Genomic DNA, 16,973 nt, shown 5'->3' with positions numbered 1-16,973 from the left:
ATAATTTGAATATTGAGGGGTATATATGTTAATTCGTTATAAGAGGTCTTTTGAAAAAATTGCCATGGGGCTACTTTCCTTCATGCCGGGTGAGAAAGACGTCAAACAGCTTCAGCAGACGATGAAGTCTTATGAAATGGATGAAAATCGGCAGCTGTTCCTTTGGAAAGATGGCGAGGATATCGTAGGTGCCATTGGTGTGTTGAAAACAGACGACCAAGTACAAATCGAGCATATTAGTGTGAATCCATCCCATCGTGATCAAGGAATCGGCAAGGAAATGGTATTAGCCGTGGAAGAGGTATTCAAAACCAAAACACTCATTCCAAATGAATTAACGCAAGGCTTCTTTCATAAGTGTCACAGCGAAACAAACTAAATATCACACATGTAAAAGCAGAGGCTACAGTCCTCTGCTTTTTTTACGTTCGATTTGCTTTTTTCGTTCAAGTAATACATCTGTCCGGTCGCGCAGTCTATGTTTTTCGATCAAAAATGTGTGGGATAAGTTGCTCTCCTGGCCAAAGGTCAGTCCTTCTTTTTGAGCCATTTCTTGGCATAGAAACAGAAGCGCTTCATCTTTAATCGGGAGCATCACACTTTCGTATGACATATCTTCAGCCATTTTCTTCTTCAGCGTTCTCAGAAGTATGAGAAACGCCTCATCATCCAGACCGAGGTTCGATAATACCGGCCGGTTTGCTTCCAGCAAGTGGAGGCTATTTGAAATGAGCCGTTTTGCTCCTTTTCCATTTCCCCGTCTTTGATGATACAAAGCAACGGCAAGCTGAATAAAGCCAACCCAATATTCTTTGCGCTGCTCAGGCGGGTCTTCTTTCCAATATTCCTCAAGAATTTCATGACACTCAAAATAATCTCTTGTCGTATGAAATTCATGTAAAAAAGCCACGTACGCTTCAGGATACACAGTGGTCATCTCCTTTTCCACTTTCAGTCTAACATATTGAAAAGAAAAGAAGAAAGAGCGCCCTTCGTGAAAGGACGCTCTGTTTCTTTAATAAACCCAAGCCGCGCCAACGATGATCAGCAAGATGAAAAGCACGACAATAAGCGCGAAACCTCCGCCAAAGTTATAGCCATCTCCCATAATGATACGGCCTCCTTTTTCATCAGTTCTGTTTACAATGGTATTCTATGTATAAATGCCCTGAGTGGTATGGGCGAATCCAATGTTTTTCTTATTTTGCCTAGGACATCATGGTCGAAATTATATTGGACGAGAGCTTTATCCTGTCTTATACTAAAGGTTAGCCGGTGAAACGGTACTTAGAAGACAGTAGAAATGGTGAGAAAAAATGCTGGAATATCAGGTGAAAATAGATTCGTTTGAAGGTCCTTTGGACTTGCTTTTACATTTAATCAACCGGTTGGAAATTGATATTTATGATATTCCCGTTGCTAAAATTACGGAGCAGTATTTATTATATGTCCACACCATGAGGGAGCTTGAACTTGATGTGGCAAGTGAATATTTGGTGATGGCTGCAACCCTCCTGAGCATTAAAAGCAGAATGCTCCTTCCGAAACAAGAGGAAGAGCTATTTGATGAAGACCTGCTTGAAGAAGAAGAGGACCCTCGAGAAGAACTGATTGGTAAACTCATTGAATACCGAAAGTATAAAGATGCAGCACAAGAACTAAAGGAACGCGAGGAAGAAAGGCAAAATGCCTTTACAAAACCCCCGAGTGATTTAAGCGAATTTGCAAAAGAATCGGAAGCGAAGGACACAAACTTGCATGTCACGGTGTATGATATGTTAGGTGCGTTCCAAAAGGTATTGAACCGAAAAAAAATAACGAAACCGGCACCATCTAGGATTACAAGACAAGAAATTCCGATTGAAGACAAAATGAATGAGATTATGAACCATTTAAGAAAAACGAAAAAGCGCACCAATTTCATGACTCTATTTCAACATGATCAAAAGGAGCACCTTGTCGTGACGTTTCTTGCTGTTCTTGAATTGATGAAAAGTCATCAAATCATGTTAGAGCAGGAAGGAAACTTTGAAGACATTTATATAATAGGGAGTGAAACGATTCATGACGCTTGATATCGTGAATTGGAAAGCCATCATAGAAGCGCTGCTTTATGCAGCAGGTGACGAAGGCTTAACAAAAAAACAGCTCATGTCTGTTCTTGAAGTAGAAGAGGCAGCGTTACTCGACATGATGTCTGCCGTAAAGGAAGAATATCAAAAACAAGAACGAGGAATTGAGCTCATTGAATATGCAGATTCTTATATGCTGCTGACGAAAAAAGAATACAGCATTTATTTGAAAAAATTAGTCGAGACCCCATCCAAAGGTTTGTCTCAAGCAGCCCTTGAAGTACTCGCAATCGTTTCTTATAAACAGCCGATCACACGCAGTGAGGTAGAAGAAATTAGAGGAGTCAAATCAGAGCGGGTGCTACATAGTTTAGTAGCCAAAGCGCTGCTCTGTGAAGTCGGACGTGCTGATGGACCTGGGCGAGCAATTCTTTATGGGACAACACCGACCTTTTTAGAGCAGTTTGGCTTAAAGGCATTGGATGAATTACCGCCGCTTCCAGAGAATGTAGAAGCAGATGGTGTACAAGAAGAAGCTGATCTATTTTTTGAAAACTTCAATCAAACATTTGAAGAAATAAAATAGTTCAAAAGAATGAAAAAGGTATGATAAAATATAAAAAAGATTTTAGGTCTAACATCTATTGATGTCAGATAAAATGGTCATAAAGCCATGAGGGGAAGGTAAACACAAAACAAATGGCACATATGAATGTAAAGGCTCAAGTTGATCAAGCAGGCGTCTTTTTATCAAAGGTTGCAACTGAAATGAATGGTTTTCTGAATGAAGCTACCTTATCAAGTATGAAACGATTAAACCCTGAAGCGGAAGCCTATTATTGTGACATATTGAATACATTACGGAAGCTTGCAGTGTACAGTGAGGATGCAGCGGCAGTTTGCAGGAAAATCAGCCAGCAGCAGACATTCCCGCAGCAAGCCGCGCAGCAGACGCTTCACCGTATTTATCATCAATGTATTGAAGAGTTTTTCACGCCGAAAAAGGATACATGGTATGAAGACAGCCGTTCCGCGTATACAGGAAAGAGCAGCATTGTTTTCCACCATGAAGTATCCGCTGAGATCAAACGATTATTTTCTTCATTAGAAAAAGATTTTTTAGCGATGAGAGAAGAGCTAGAATATACGACATCTCATCAGCAAATGAAAATGGTATAGCAAGAGGAAAAAGCGTCTCTACATATAGAGACGCTTTTTTTTATGGACGAGGCATCATAACTTTTTCAGCCGCGCATACACTTGTACAAAACGGACAAGGACGTGAATGAACATGCCCTATTTAAAAATTGGAACAGCAGTCCTTCTTCTATTTACACTCTTACTGCCCTTTTCCTCACATGCCAAAGCAGATATGTCATTATCGGTGAGTGCAAGAAGCGCCATTTTAATAGATGGACAGTCAGGCAGAGTCCTATTTGGAAAGGACGAGCATGAAAAAAGAAGAATCGCCAGTATTACAAAAATAATGACGGCGGTATTAGCCATTGAATCAGGGAAAATGAAAGACACCGTCAAAGTATCAAAGCGCGCGATTCAAGCAGAGGGCTCATCGATTTATTTAAAAGAAGGGCAGAAGGTGAGCCTAGAAGACTTGACATACGGGCTTATGCTGCGTTCTGGAAATGATGCAGCTGTTGCCATTGCAGAGCATGTGGGCGGCAGCTTAGAAGGATTTATTTTTATGATGAATCAAAAAGCATCTGAACTAGGAATGGAGAATACGAATTTTCAAAATCCGCATGGACTGGATGATCATAAACATCATTATTCATCAGCCTATGACATGGCCATCTTAACAAAATACGCCATGGAGCATAAACAATATCAAAAAATTGCGGGCACGACTTTCTATAAAGCAAAAACGATGGAGGGCTATTGGAAAAATAAAAACAAGCTCCTTACTGGTTTATATGAATATTCTACTGGAGGGAAAACGGGATATACGAAGCTTGCGAAACGCACACTTGTCTCTACAGCTACAAAAGGAGATGCGGCGCTGATCGCTGTGACCATTAATGCGCCAGATGATTGGAAGGATCATATCTCTATGTTTGAATATGCATTTGATCACTATAAAACGTACGTACTTGCTGAAAAAGGAAGACTCGCTTCATTAAAGGGAACCTTTTACGAAAAAAAAGCATTTATCAAACGTGATGTGGACTATTTTTTAAATGAAGATGAGAAAAAGCTAGTAGAAATTGAAACGGAAATGCTTACTCCTCAAAAAAAGTGGAAAAAAAACGCCGAAGCCATCCCGGATGTTGTAGGGAAAATGACGTTTTTACTAGATGGTCAGGTGATCGAGCAAGTACCGATTTTTTATGAAAATAAACGAAATCGAATGCCACAAAAAAGCTTTCAAGAAATGTTTAAGTCTGTCTTTCAGACATCTATAGGCGGATCTTCATGGTCAATCTAATTTGGGTATTCCTCACTGTCATCGGTCTTGTGTATGCGATGTTCAACGGAACGATGGAGGAAGTAAACGAAGCTGTATTTAAGGGATCAAAGGAAGCAGTGACCATTTCAATTGGTCTGATTAGTGTCCTCGTTTTTTGGCTCGGGCTGATGAAGATTGCAGAAGAGGCAGGTTTGTTAAATTTCTTTAGTAAATTGTGCCGTCCCTTTATTTCAAAGCTATTTCCTGATATTCCGCCTAACCATCCTGCGATGGGATATATTTTGTCCAATCTGATGGCGAATTTCTTTGGTCTCGGGAATGCCGCCACACCGCTTGGGATTAAGGCGATGGAGCAGATGAAAGCATTAAACGGCGGGAAAAATGAAGCAAGCCGGTCCATGATTACATTTTTAGCGGTCAACACATCCTCTATCACACTCGTGCCAACAACCGTCATTGCGATTAGAATGACCTATGGTGCAGATCAGCCAACAGACATTGTAGGGCCAACCATTTTGGCGACACTCATTTCAGGCATTGGTGCCATTCTCATTGATCGCTATTTCCACTATCGCAGAAGCAGGCGGGGGTGATCTCGTGTCATTTATTAACTGGCTGTCACTTGCTTTGATCCCACTGATCATCGCAGGAATTTTAATTGCGGGAACCATTAAAAAGGTACCGACCTATGAAACATTTGTCGAGGGCGGGAAAGAGGGTATTCAAATTGCCTTTTCAATCATTCCTTATTTAGTCGGCATGCTCGTGGCTATTACGATATTCCGCGCGTCTGGTGCTCTTGAATTTGTCATGGGCCTGTTAAAACCCGTGTTTACAGCGATCGGCTTCCCGGCAGAAGTAGTGCCGCTTGCGTTTATTCGTCCGATATCTGGCACAGCTGCACTTGGGATGACATCAGACCTCATTGCGACATATGGACCAGATTCTTTTATCGGACAGCTCGCAGCTGTCATGCAAGGGTCAACTGATACCACTCTCTACGTTTTAACGGTCTATTTTGGGGCAGTCGGTATTAAAAAAATGGGAGATGCGCTGAAAGTAGGTCTGTTAGCGGACCTCATTGGAATCATTGCATCTGTCATCATTGTCAGTTTGTTATTTAGCGGCGCCTAAAGAGGCGCTTTTTTGTCTTTCAATGGATGGGAAATTGCTTTTTAGCTGAAATTAAACAGACGAATCGCTTATTTTTCCACGAATGCTTGTTTGTTTTAAGTCAAGCAAGTAAGATAGTACATGAGGTGAAAGACAAAATGGAACGTTTACAGAAAGTAATTGCACATGCCGGCGTCGCTTCAAGACGAAAGGCAGAAGAATTAATTAAAGAAGGACGAGTTACCGTTAATGGTCAAACAGTGACAGAGCTCGGAGTAAAAGTGGGCTCTTCAGATAAAATTGAAGTCAACGGATTAAAGCTTGAAAGAGAAGAACCGGTTTACTTTATGCTTTATAAACCGCGCGGCGTCATTTCAGCTGCCGAGGATGATAAAGGACGGAAGGTGGTCACAGATTTCTTTGATGACATCCCGCAGCGCCTTTATCCAATCGGCCGGTTAGATTATGATACGAGCGGTTTGATTTTAATTACAAATGACGGGGAATTTGCCCATAAGCTCATGCATCCGAAATACGAAATTGATAAAACATATGCAGCGAAGCTAAAAGGAATCCCATCAAAGGAATTGCTGAGAAAGCTAGAAAAAGGGATTATGTTAGATCATAAAAAAACTGCACCTGCCCGTGCGAAAATGCTTTCGATTGATAAACGAAAGCAGACATCTATTGTTCAATTAACCATTCATGAAGGCAGAAACAGACAAGTGCGCCGCATGTTTGAAGCGATCGGTCATGATGTGCTAAAGCTAAAAAGAGAGCAATATGCGTTCCTTCATATTGAAGGCATGAGACCAGGAGACCGCAGAGAATTGTCTCCACATGAAGTGAAGCGTCTGAGAGCGATTGCGGATCACGGAAAAAGCGCTTTTTAATTTTCACATAAACTTCAAAAAATGAAGAAGCATCAAAAGAAGGAGAATGCTATAATTTACCTGAATGTCTATGGGGAAGGGGTACTTCAGATGAAAAAAAGACGGTTTTTCATACGGACGGGCATTCTCCTCGTGATGCTTGCTGCATTATGTTATACCATGTATAACTCAGTATTTGCCAAACAGGATCGGGTGAAAGAAGGATCTATTGCGCCAAACTTTGTCCTTCAATCTGTGGATGGGGAACGGATTGAACTAAAGGACTTAAAAGGCAAAGGCGTCTTTCTTAATTTTTGGGGGACCTGGTGTGGTCCGTGTAAACAAGAATTCCCTTACATGGCAAATCAATATGAAGTGTTCAAGGATCGCGGTGTGGAAATTGTTGCAGTGAATGTTGGGGAATCCAATATTGCCGTGAAAAATTTTATGGAATCCTATGGCGTGAATTTTCCTGTTGCCATGGACAAAGATCGTCAAGTGACAGAGGCATATGATATTACGCCGCTGCCAACCACATTTTTAATTAATCCTGAAGGCAAGGTAATCAAAGTCATAAAGGGAACCATGACAGAACGCAATGTCTATGAATATATGAATTTGATTAAACCAAAGGGGTCATAGAATGAAAGAGGTAAAATGCGAGTGTGGACATATTAATCCAATCGGTACTGTTTTATGTGAATCCTGCGGGAATCCTATTGCGGCTAAAGAGAAAAACTCTTCAAAGCTGCTTGATATGAGATACGACGGCAGTGCGAGACGCTCGCAAACATACAACAAAACGATTGTTGATAAAGTATGGAACTTTTTTTCTTCCGTTAAGGTGGGTGTGTGGCTGATTGTCATTACACTGCTTGCTTCCTCATTAGGAACGATTTTTCCGCAGGAGCGATTTATTCCGCCAGGTGCATCTGCTTCCACCTACTATGAAGAGCAATATGGGTCGTTTGGCAAGCTGTATTACACACTTGGATTCCATGATCTTTATAATTCTTGGTGGTTTTTAGCTCTAGTTGCATCCATCGGAATCTCCCTTGTCATTTGCAGTCTCGATCGGGTTATTCCTCTTTATCGAGCACTCAAAAACCAAGGGGTTATCAAAAAAGAAGGCTTTATGAGAAGACAGCGTCTGTTCAGTGAGACAGACAAAACGTTAGATCAGCATACATATGAAGGCATCATGAAAGCAATGAAACAAAAGCGTTACCGATTACGAGAGGAAAACGGACATATTTTAGCGGAAAAAGGCCGCTTCTCACGCTGGGGCCCTTACGTCAATCACATTGGATTAATCATCTTTCTCATTGGATCAATGCTCCGGTTTGTCCCAGGCATGTATGTGGATGAAACGCTGTGGGTTAGAGAGGGTGAAACTGCCCCAATTCCAGGCACAGATGGTCAATATTTTTTGAAAAATAATGCGTTTTCAATTGACCGCTATGAAACTGAAAATGAAAAAGAAGTGTTTGAGAATGCGATTGAAAGAGCTGGCGACGGTCAAGTAGTGAAAAGTTATAAAACCGATGCCACTTTATACAAACGTGAAGGGGAAGTTGTGTTTGGTGAAAAGCCCAAGCTGAAGCAGGTATCAGAACACGATATTAAAGTGAACGAACCGCTCAAGTTTGATCATTTCTCATTATATCAAGTGGATTTTAAACAAAATGAACTCGATCAAATGGTCTTTCAGCTGATTCGTAAAGATACTGAAAAATCTTTCGGAACAGTGAAGATTAATCTGCTGGAGCCTAAGTCAGAATATGATCTTGGTAGCGGTTACAAAGTCAAAGTAATGAGCTATCTCCCTGATTTTTATTTTGACGATGATGGAACGCCAAGTACGAAAACAAGGAATCCGAATAATCCTGCTTTCGTGTTTGAAATGGTTTCTCCTGAAAAGCCTAAAGGTGAAAAAAGCTTTGTGGCGATTCAAGAGACAGTTGAGGGTTCTGATAACAACCTATATAAAATGAAGTTTGATCGAGTGGAAACCAAAAACGTCACGGGATTGACGGTGAGAAAAGATTTAACTCTTGGGGTGCTCATTGTAGGCGGGATCATCTTCATGATTGGTGTCGTGCAGGGGATGTATTGGCAGCATAGAAGAATTTGGCTATCTGCAAAGGATGGAAAAGTATTCGTGGCAGGACACACAAACAAAAACTGGTTTGGCTTAAAGTCTGATCTTGGCGTGATCCTAAGTGACAGTGGCATCAAACAGCCAGTTGATCAAAAAGAACTGCCTGATACAACAAGTATCAGCAAAAGCAAGGGGGAAGGATTAGATGGCAGCAGTCAGTGAAAACCTGTTATTTGCAGCTTTTCTATTGTATTTAGCGGCAGTTCCTTTTTTTGGTGGTGCCATTAAAGGAAAAAAGAAAGTTGATGGACCGCGCAAAAATAAGGCGGCACTTATCGGTATTACGCTCACCATCATCGGTTTTTTAAGTCAATTTGGCTACTTTATTTCAAGATGGATGGCGTCAGGTCATGCACCAGTCAGTAATTTGTTTGAATTCACAACGGCTTTTGGCATGATGCTTGTGCTCGCATTCATCATTTTATATTTTGTGTATCAAGTGTCGGTACTTGGTTTATTTACACTTCCAATCGCTTTATTGATTATTGCCTATGCAAGCATGTTCCCATCTGATATATCACCGCTAATTCCTTCATTACAAAGTAATTGGCTTTATATTCACGTGACAACAGCAGCACTAGGGCAAGCTATTTTAGCCATCAGCTTTGTGGCGGGTGTCATCTTCTTATTAAAGCATGTCGATCAAACTAAACCAGGTAAGAAGACATTGGGTTTAGAGCTTGTCATGTTTATGATTATTGTGACACTTGCATTTATCGCAGTCACGTCCATCTTTAGAATGACAGGATACGAAGCGAAATTTAATTGGGTCGATAAAAATAAAGAGGAAAGTGTGATGGTCTATGAGCTGCCAGCTCTAGTTGGACCTCATAAAGGAGAGCTTGTGACGCAAGATCGTTTGGAACCGTTTGTTGATTTGCCGCCTGTTTTTTCAGGAAGAAAGGTCAATACGGTGTTATGGTCATTCGGCACGGGGCTGATCTTGTATGGGCTGATTCGGTTGATCATTCGCAAACGACTGAGCGCTCTACTTCAACCGCTCGTGAAACAGGTGAACCTAGATTTAGTCGATGAAATTGGATACAGAGCTGTTTCCATTGGTTTCCCTGTATTTGCGTTAGGCGGACTCATTTTTGCAATGATCTGGGCGCAAATTGCATGGACTCGGTTCTGGGGCTGGGACCCGAAGGAAGTATGGGCATTGATTACGTTTCTCTTTTATGCAGCCTACCTTCATCTTCGCTTATCCAGGGGCTGGCATGGCGAAAAGTCCGCTTGGTTAGCTGTCATCGGATTCGCCATCATTATGTTTAATCTCATCTTTGTCAATCTCGTGATTGCAGGGCTTCATTCTTACGCTTAATCACATGAAAAAGGCCAACTTTTTATGAATCGATTCGGCTTTTTGTTAAAATGAATGTAACAACGGAGAAAGCAGGAGGATTGTCTAATGGAACACACAACTCAAACGAAAATATTAGTCGTAGATGATGAGGCAAGAATTCGCCGCCTTTTAAAAATGTATTTAGAACGTGAAAATTATGAAATTGATGAAGCTGAAAATGGAGATGAGGCCATTCAAAAAGGACTCCAAATAGATTATGACCTCATTTTGCTCGATTTAATGATGCCTGGCACAGATGGGATCGAAGTGTGTAATCAAATTCGAGACAAAAAAGCAACTCCAATCATTATGCTGACGGCAAAAGGAGAAGAGACCAACCGCGTGCAAGGGTTTGAAGCAGGAACGGATGACTATATCGTCAAACCTTTTAGCCCGCGTGAAGTTGTTTTACGTGTGAAGGCATTGCTCAGAAGATCTTCTCAAACGTCTTATCTCAATACTGGGACAACAACAAAAGATGTACTTGTGTTTTCTCATCTTTCAATTGACCACGATGCGCATAGAGTGACAGCTGATGGCAAAGAAGTCAGTCTCACGCCGAAGGAATATGAGCTTTTATATTTCCTTGCGAAAACACCGGATAAGGTTTATGACAGAGAGAAGCTGTTAAAAGAAGTATGGCAGTATGAATTCTTTGGAGACTTGAGAACAGTTGATACCCACGTCAAACGACTACGGGAAAAGCTGAATAAAGTGTCACCAGAAGCTGCGAAAAAAATCGTGACGGTATGGGGTGTCGGGTACAAATTTGAGGTCGGCGCTGAATGAAACTGTGGAAAAGTGTCGTTGGAAAGCTATGGTTAACCATTCTCTTCCTCGTCCTCATCGTTTTATCTATTTTAACCGTGCTTCTTTTAGAGTTCATTGAAAATTACCATGTAGAAGAAGCAAAGTCAGATTTAACGCAAATGGCAAATAAAGTGGCGGTCATTTTAGAAAGCCATGACGATCAATCGCTCGCAAGGTCGATTACATCAGAGCTTGCTGACAAATTGACGAGTATTGCGATTATCCAAGAGGACGGGCTAGAGTGGTACTCGTCTGAAAAAGACGGGAAGCTTCCTGCGATTACAAAGAAACAAATTGAAGCAGACAGTGATTTGAATCAAGCGCTAAAAAATCGTAAAAAAATCAGTAAACGTGCAGAACCAAATGCAGGCAATCATAAAGATGAACGAATTGTCGTCGGTGTTCCATTTGAGGCAAACGGGAAAAAAGGCATGGTCTTTCTTTCTCAATCATTACTCGCTGTAGAGCAAACAACAAAACATACGACGCGTTATATCTTCCTAGCAGCCGGAATTGCCATTGTTCTGACCACTATATTCGCTTTCTTCTTATCAACACGTGTCACCTATCCGCTTAGAAAGATGAAAGAGGGAGCACAGGATCTGGCGAAAGGGAAATTTGATACAAAGATTCCTATATTAACGCAAGACGAAATTGGAGAACTGGCCATCGCCTTTAATCAAATGGGCAAGCAGCTTAAATTTCATATCACAGCCTTAAATCAAGAAAAAGAGCATCTGTCCAATATTTTAAGCAGTATGGCTGATGGTGTCATCACCATCAATATTGATGGAACGATCCTCATGACGAATCCTCCTGCAGAACGATTCTTGCAGGCATGGTATTACGAGCAAAATATGAAGATCAAAGATGGAGATGAACTGCCTCCAGAAGCGCGAGAACTGTTTCATACAGCCGTCAGCACGGAAAAAGAGCAAATGATCGAAGTCACGCTGCAAGGGCGTACTTGGGTTCTTCTCATGTCTCCGCTTTATAATCAGCAGGACGTTAGGGGAGCAGTTGCGGTCCTTCGTGATATGACAGAGGAACGAAGACTTGATAAGCTGAGAAAAGACTTCATTGCCAATGTCAGTCATGAACTTCGTACTCCAATTGCTATGCTGCAAGGATATAGTGAGGCGATTGTAGATGATATTGCAGGCTCAGAAGAGGAAAAGAAAGAGATTGCGCAAATTATTTACGACGAATCGCTTCGAATGGGACGTCTTGTGAACGATCTTCTAGACCTAGCGAGAATGGAAGCTGGCCATATTACACTGAATCTTGAATCAACGGATACAGAAGAGCTGATCGAGAAGATTTACCGCAAATTTCTCGGTATTGCAAAAGAAAAGCAAGTTGATCTCACATATGACATTCAAGTGGATGAACCCCACTTTGTACTCGATCCAGATAAGATTGAGCAGGTGTTTACGAATCTTATTGATAACGCCATTCGTCATACACCAGAGGGCGGAGAGGTTCACTTCTCGGTTCAATCGGTGGAAAGCGGTCTGAAAATGGATGTAAAAGATTCAGGAAGCGGAATCCCAGAAGAGGATCTGCCATTTATTTTCGAACGTTTCTATAAAGCGGATAAGGCAAGAACAAGAGGGCGTTCTGGCACTGGACTTGGTCTTGCGATTGTGAAGAACATCGTAGAAGCGCATCAAGGCTCCATTCATGCACATAGCAAAGCGGGTACAGGTACACACTTTACCTTTTATATTCCGAGAAAAAAGCAGGAACTCGTCTAATCCTGACGAAGAATCTTGTTACATGAGAAACACTTCTTTTCGAAAGAAAAAGAAGTGTTTTTTTTATTTTCATATTTTTAAGGAGAAGTTAAACAAAAAGCCCTTTCAAAATTGTCGAACTTGTAATATATTTGTCATAAAGTTGTAATGTAACGTTTTGTAAGAGTCACTCGACAAAAATAAGTGAACGGAGGGGTTTCCTATGCATGAAACCTTTCAAAAAATATATGATTCGTACCATCAAGATTTGTACCAGTTTTTATTTTATATGGTTAAAGATAAAAATCAGGCAGAGGATCTCGTTCAGGAGGTTTACATCCGGGTACTTCACTCATATAAAACTTTTGAAGGAAGAAGCAGCGAGAAAACATGGCTGTTTTCGATTGCAAGGCATGTGGCAATTGATTGGTTTCGCAAACAGCAAACCATTAGACAACGGGTACTCGGCACGTTTGATTGGGATAAGCAGGATGTAAAGGACCCAGACTTGCTCCCGGACGAACTGGCTGTGCAGGATGAAAATGTAAAAGAAATCTATGCCGCACTTGATCAGTGCACGATTGATCAACGAGCTGTCATCATTTTAAGATTTATCCAGGGCTACTCAATCATGGAGACGGCAAAGGCGCTAAAGTTCTCGGAAAGCAAAGTCAAAACAACCCAGCACCGAGGCCTGAAAGTGCTCCGAAAACATATGGAGCTTTTGAAGGAGGAGCTAGTGAATGAAAACGAACAGGTCCGATTGGAGCGAAGAACGAATCAAGGTGTTACTAAGTCAGCTTCCAAAGGTGGAGGACAACCGTTCATCTAAGCAAATATACCAGAAGATGCTGATGGCAAGCGGGCAGAAACAGAAAAGTGCCAAATGGATCGGTCCAGCGGTCGCAACCGTTGTGGTTTTATTTATGGCGTTTTTAATTTCTCCTCATTTATTTCAGCCGGCTGCTCAAGATCATCAACAGCAAATGAAAATGGATTCAAGTGCTGACAAAAGTCAGGTGAACGCCACATTAGAGGCGGTCAAGCAGACTGATGGGCCCTCACACGTTGTTTCTTATAAGCAGCAGCAAAAGTATATGACCATTGCATACATAGATGAATCGACCTCTCAAGTGGTTCCAATTAGCATTGAAAAAGAGGATGGGTATGATCATTTGCAGGATATGGTGAACACATATGAACAGGTGCAGCTGCCTGAAATGACAAAGCCCCTTCAATCTTATATGGATATGGTGGACCTTCGCGAAAAAGGGGATACACTTATTTTTCAATTAAAAAGTGATTTGTCCCTTGATACGTTAAAAGAAGCCAACCGGTTTAAAGATATGGTAAAAGAAACGCTAAAATGGAGCAAATATAAGCAGGTGCAAGTCAAGACAGCCAAAGGGTCTCACCTTCAACTAGGAGCAAATGGAAGCGTTGGAACAATATCGATTGAAAAACAAACAAAGCACGCTTATTATGTTTTAGAGAATAAGAGCGGGACTTTTTTGGTGCCGTCAAAAGCGCATTATTCATCGTATGAAGATGCGGTAGAAGCCATGAAGCGTACAAGCGATGCAGGACTTGATCCATTAATTAAAGACGAACCGATTAAAGAAGTGACGTCTAAAGGAAAACATGTGACCATTACGTTTGGAGCATCAGCGCGATTATCGGACTCAAATGATCATATTTTACTCATTGAAGGTCTGCTGCTCTCAGCAAAAGATTTTGGTTTTACAGAGGTTACCATTCAACAGGCAGGAACAGATCAAGTGGGGCCGTATGAATTAGAAGAACCGATAGAGGTGCCGGCTCTGCCGAATCCAGTTGTCATAAAAGACCGTTAAAGAACGCGAGAAATTGCGTTCTTTTTTTGATGTATAGAAAATAGCTTCCTTGCTGTATACTAAGCTGTCATAAAAAGAACCTCAAAGAAGGGGAGTCACTGATGAAAAGGTATTGCTTCATATGTGCCAGCTGTTTTTTGATGATCTTTTCGCCTTTTGCTCATGCACAGGAAACAAGCGAATGGGTGGAGCCGATAAAAGGAGAAGTCACGGATTTGTTTGGGACAAGAGGCGGCTCGCACATGGGATTAGATATAGCTGCGCCAGAAGGAGAATCCATCTTTGCTGCAAGTGAAGGTGTGGTCTCACGTTCGTATGTATCTGCTACATATGGCGAGGTTGTGTTTATCCAGCATCCAAATGGATATGAAACTGTCTATGCACATCTACATGAGCGTTTTGTTAAAAAGGGTGACCATGTAGAAGCAGGACAGCCAATTGGCATTATCGGCAACACAGGGGCGTCTAGAGGCACTCATTTGCATTTTGAGGTGCACAGGGGTCATTGGTCAGCCAGCAAAGAAGATGCGGTAGATCCACTCACAATCATTGCAATGGATCGCTTCCAAGAGCCGGCTCTACATGTAAACGGACAAGAGAACAATACATATCTCATTAAACAAGGAGATACCCTTTGGTCGATTGCAAAGGCGCATGAGATGACTGTGGAACAATTGAAAAAGATCAATGAGCTGTCTACTCATCTCATCCGAACGGGAGATCGTTTAATGATTTCAAAACAATAAACCTCATGCATTTGCATGAGGTTTATCATGATTTTTTATAGGTCGATCAGACGCACAGAAAGTATATCTTGCACTTCGGTTAATTCTTTGACAATTTCGTCCTCAAGATGCTTGTCGAAAGAAAGCATCATGATGGCTTCGCCGCCTTTTTCTTTACGTCCTACCTGCATTGTCGCAATGTTGACATCATGGTCGCCTAAAATTTGTCCAACCTTTCCAATCACACCAGGTGCATCAGTATGCTGGATGTAGACAAGGTGTCCATCTGGATAAAAATCAATATTAAATCCATTAATGGAAACAACGCGTTCTCCTAAATGCGGGATATAGGTTGCTTTTAGAGTAAAGGTTGAAAGGTCGCCTTTAACTTCAATAGAAATGCTGTTTTCGTAACCAGATTCGCTGGAAGAAATCTTTTCACTAAAGCTAATGCCGCGTTCTTTTGCCACCATTCCAGCATTGACTTCATTTACAGTCGAATCAACACGCTCTTTTAAAAAGCCTGACAGGAGACTTTTTGTAATAAAGGATGTTTCGAGTTTTGAAATAGAGCCTTCGTAAGAGATGCCTACTTCTTTTACCGGTTCTCTCATTGATTGAGAGACAAGACGTCCGAGCTTTCCTGCAAACTGATGATAAGGCTGAATTTTTTTGAACTCATCTTTTGTCATCGCTGGTAGATTAATAGATGACATAACAGGGAGTCCTTTTGCAAATTGAAGTACTTCTTCAGATACTTGCGCCGCTACATTTAATTGTGCTTCCTTCGTCGATGCGCCAAGATGCGGAGTCGCAATGACGAGCGGATGATCTACAAGCGGATTATCAGTAGGAGGTTCTACCTCAAATACATCGAGTGCAGCTCCTGCAACATGGCCGCTTTCAAGCGCTTCAAGAAGGTCACGCTCGTCAATAATACCACCGCGTGCACAGTTCACTAGGCGGACGCCTTTTTTCGTTTTTGCAATTGTTTCTTTATTGAGAAGCCCTCTTGTTTCTTTTGTTAACGGGGTATGTACAGTGATGATATCTGATACTTCGAGTACTTCATCAAGTGACTTGGCATTGACACCGATTTTTTCTGCACGTTCCTTTGTCAGAAATGGGTCAAATACGTTGACTGTCATGCCAAATGCTCTTGCGCGCTGGGCAATTTCGCTTCCGATTCTGCCAAGTCCAACAATCCCAAGAGATTTTCCATAAAGCTCAGCACCAACATATGCACCTCTGTTCCATTCTTTTGATTTCACAGAAATGTTGGCTTGTGGAATATGACGCATGAGTGAAGAGATCATCGCAAATGTATGCTCAGCTGTGGAGATCGTATTACCGTTTGGTGCATTGATCACAATGACGCCATGCTTGGTTGCTTCATCAATATCAATATTGTCTACTCCCACACCGGCACGGCCGACAATTTTTAATGAAGTCATTTTTTCATAAAGCTCTTTGGTTACTTTCGTCGCACTTCTGACAAGTAAAGCATCAAATGTGTGTAATTCATCTGCTGCCTCTGTTACATTTTTTTGGACAATTTCAACAAAATCTGATTCTAAAAGTGGTAAAAGACCGTCATTGCTCATTTTATCTGAGACTAATACTCGAAACATCGTAAGATTTCCTCCTAAAATAAACGTCATAAATATCTGATAATTTACCATATTCCTTTTCACTGTGTCAATCAAATTAAAGCAGTAAAGCGAAAAAGAAAACACGAACATTTCTTGGTGTCTTTATCAAGAATGGACACCTTTAAACAAAAGATAACCAATTTTTTCGCATTTGTCATTATAATTTTTAAGTTTTTTGCGATTTCTTAAAACTGATGAAATTGCTCAGG

19 protein-coding genes are annotated in these 16,973 nt (G+C 41.3%); 16 read left to right on the top strand and 3 right to left on the bottom strand.

Annotated elements, in window-relative coordinates:
* The first annotated feature begins 25 nt into the window (after positions 1-25).
* Positions 26-379 (top strand): GNAT family N-acetyltransferase, encoded by a 354-nt coding sequence (locus MHH68_RS10510; protein ID WP_003215830.1) that lies wholly within the window; start codon positions 26-28, stop codon positions 377-379.
* Between the two features lie 24 nt (positions 380-403).
* On the opposite strand, the gene MHH68_RS10505 is transcribed toward MHH68_RS10510, so the two are convergent.
* Together MHH68_RS10505 and MHH68_RS10500 are read right to left on the bottom strand one after the other, a co-directional pair.
* Positions 404-928 carry a DUF309 domain-containing protein gene (locus MHH68_RS10505; RefSeq protein WP_058014780.1) on the bottom strand — a complete coding sequence of 175 codons (525 nt, stop codon included), beginning with the start codon at positions 926-928 and terminating at the stop codon, positions 404-406.
* Between the two features lie 87 nt (positions 929-1,015).
* The gene (locus MHH68_RS10500; protein ID WP_012010430.1) at positions 1,016-1,108 is read right to left on the bottom strand and encodes a YjcZ family sporulation protein; all 93 of its coding nucleotides are present in this window, start codon (positions 1,106-1,108) and stop codon (positions 1,016-1,018) included.
* Positions 1,109-1,316: 208 nt separating this feature from the next.
* Here MHH68_RS10500 and MHH68_RS10495 point away from each other — a divergent pair, with 208 nt between their 5' ends.
* From MHH68_RS10495 to MHH68_RS10425, 15 genes are all read left to right on the top strand, one after another.
* Positions 1,317-2,075: a segregation/condensation protein A gene (locus MHH68_RS10495; protein WP_012010429.1), complete on the top strand. Its 759-nt coding sequence runs from the start codon at positions 1,317-1,319 to the stop codon at positions 2,073-2,075.
* Entirely contained in the window at positions 2,065-2,658 is a 594-nt protein-coding gene (gene scpB, locus MHH68_RS10490; RefSeq protein ID WP_034661126.1) for an SMC-Scp complex subunit ScpB, read from the top strand. The genes MHH68_RS10495 and scpB overlap by 11 nt, the downstream gene beginning before the upstream one ends.
* Before the next feature lie 113 nt (positions 2,659-2,771).
* Entirely contained in the window at positions 2,772-3,251 is a 480-nt protein-coding gene (locus tag MHH68_RS10485) for a YpuI family protein (protein ID WP_003215803.1), read from the top strand.
* A 112-nt stretch (positions 3,252-3,363) separates the two neighbouring features.
* Positions 3,364-4,515, top strand: a complete 1,152-nt coding sequence (locus MHH68_RS10480) for a D-alanyl-D-alanine carboxypeptidase family protein (protein ID WP_339162964.1) — start codon at positions 3,364-3,366, stop codon at positions 4,513-4,515.
* On the top strand, positions 4,503-5,090 hold the full coding sequence (locus MHH68_RS10475; protein ID WP_012010425.1) for a nucleoside recognition domain-containing protein: 588 nt from the start codon (positions 4,503-4,505) through the stop codon (positions 5,088-5,090). Before MHH68_RS10480 ends, MHH68_RS10475 begins: the two co-directional genes overlap by 13 nt.
* Positions 5,091-5,094: 4 nt before the next feature.
* Positions 5,095-5,631 carry a spore maturation protein gene (locus MHH68_RS10470; protein WP_058014782.1) on the top strand — a complete coding sequence of 179 codons (537 nt, stop codon included), beginning with the start codon at positions 5,095-5,097 and terminating at the stop codon, positions 5,629-5,631.
* A 137-nt stretch (positions 5,632-5,768) separates the two neighbouring features.
* Positions 5,769-6,503 (top strand): 23S rRNA pseudouridine(2605) synthase RluB, encoded by a 735-nt coding sequence (gene rluB, locus MHH68_RS10465; protein WP_061410248.1) that lies wholly within the window; start codon positions 5,769-5,771, stop codon positions 6,501-6,503.
* A gap of 90 nt (positions 6,504-6,593) precedes the next feature.
* Positions 6,594-7,124, top strand: coding sequence for a thiol-disulfide oxidoreductase ResA (locus MHH68_RS10460; RefSeq protein WP_058014783.1), 531 nt, complete (start codon positions 6,594-6,596; stop codon positions 7,122-7,124).
* 1 nt (position 7,125) lies between these two features.
* A complete protein-coding gene (locus tag MHH68_RS10455) occupies positions 7,126-8,805 on the top strand; it encodes a cytochrome c biogenesis protein ResB (RefSeq protein ID WP_339162958.1) in 1,680 nt (559 codons plus the stop codon).
* Positions 8,789-9,967, top strand: coding sequence for a c-type cytochrome biogenesis protein CcsB (ccsB, locus tag MHH68_RS10450; RefSeq protein WP_339162955.1), 1,179 nt, complete (start codon positions 8,789-8,791; stop codon positions 9,965-9,967). Before MHH68_RS10455 ends, ccsB begins: the two co-directional genes overlap by 17 nt.
* 87 nt (positions 9,968-10,054) lie before the next feature.
* The gene (locus MHH68_RS10445) at positions 10,055-10,777 is read left to right on the top strand and encodes a response regulator transcription factor (protein ID WP_339162953.1); all 723 of its coding nucleotides are present in this window, start codon (positions 10,055-10,057) and stop codon (positions 10,775-10,777) included.
* Complete coding sequence (locus MHH68_RS10440; protein WP_061408400.1) at positions 10,774-12,555, top strand: ATP-binding protein; 1,782 nt, start codon at positions 10,774-10,776, stop codon at positions 12,553-12,555. Before MHH68_RS10445 ends, MHH68_RS10440 begins: the two co-directional genes overlap by 4 nt.
* A gap of 202 nt (positions 12,556-12,757) precedes the next feature.
* Complete coding sequence (gene sigX, locus MHH68_RS10435; RefSeq protein WP_003215976.1) at positions 12,758-13,366, top strand: RNA polymerase sigma factor SigX; 609 nt, start codon at positions 12,758-12,760, stop codon at positions 13,364-13,366.
* Positions 13,278-14,387 carry a sigma X negative regulator gene (locus tag MHH68_RS10430; RefSeq protein WP_339162950.1) on the top strand — a complete coding sequence of 370 codons (1,110 nt, stop codon included), beginning with the start codon at positions 13,278-13,280 and terminating at the stop codon, positions 14,385-14,387. The genes sigX and MHH68_RS10430 overlap by 89 nt, the downstream gene beginning before the upstream one ends.
* Positions 14,388-14,488: 101 nt before the next feature.
* On the top strand, positions 14,489-15,133 hold the full coding sequence (locus MHH68_RS10425) for a M23 family metallopeptidase (protein ID WP_169057071.1): 645 nt from the start codon (positions 14,489-14,491) through the stop codon (positions 15,131-15,133).
* A 35-nt stretch (positions 15,134-15,168) separates the two neighbouring features.
* Here the strand turns inward: MHH68_RS10425 and serA are convergent, their stop codons facing one another.
* Positions 15,169-16,743, bottom strand: coding sequence for a phosphoglycerate dehydrogenase (serA, locus tag MHH68_RS10420; protein ID WP_058014789.1), 1,575 nt, complete (start codon positions 16,741-16,743; stop codon positions 15,169-15,171).
* Between the last annotated feature and the right edge of the window lie 230 nt (positions 16,744-16,973).

This window comes from Bacillus sp. FSL K6-2841 (genome assembly GCF_037976435.1).
GTDB lineage: Bacteria > Bacillota > Bacilli > Bacillales > Bacillaceae > Bacillus > Bacillus pumilus.
This window is presented reverse-complemented; position numbering and strand designations above follow the sequence as displayed.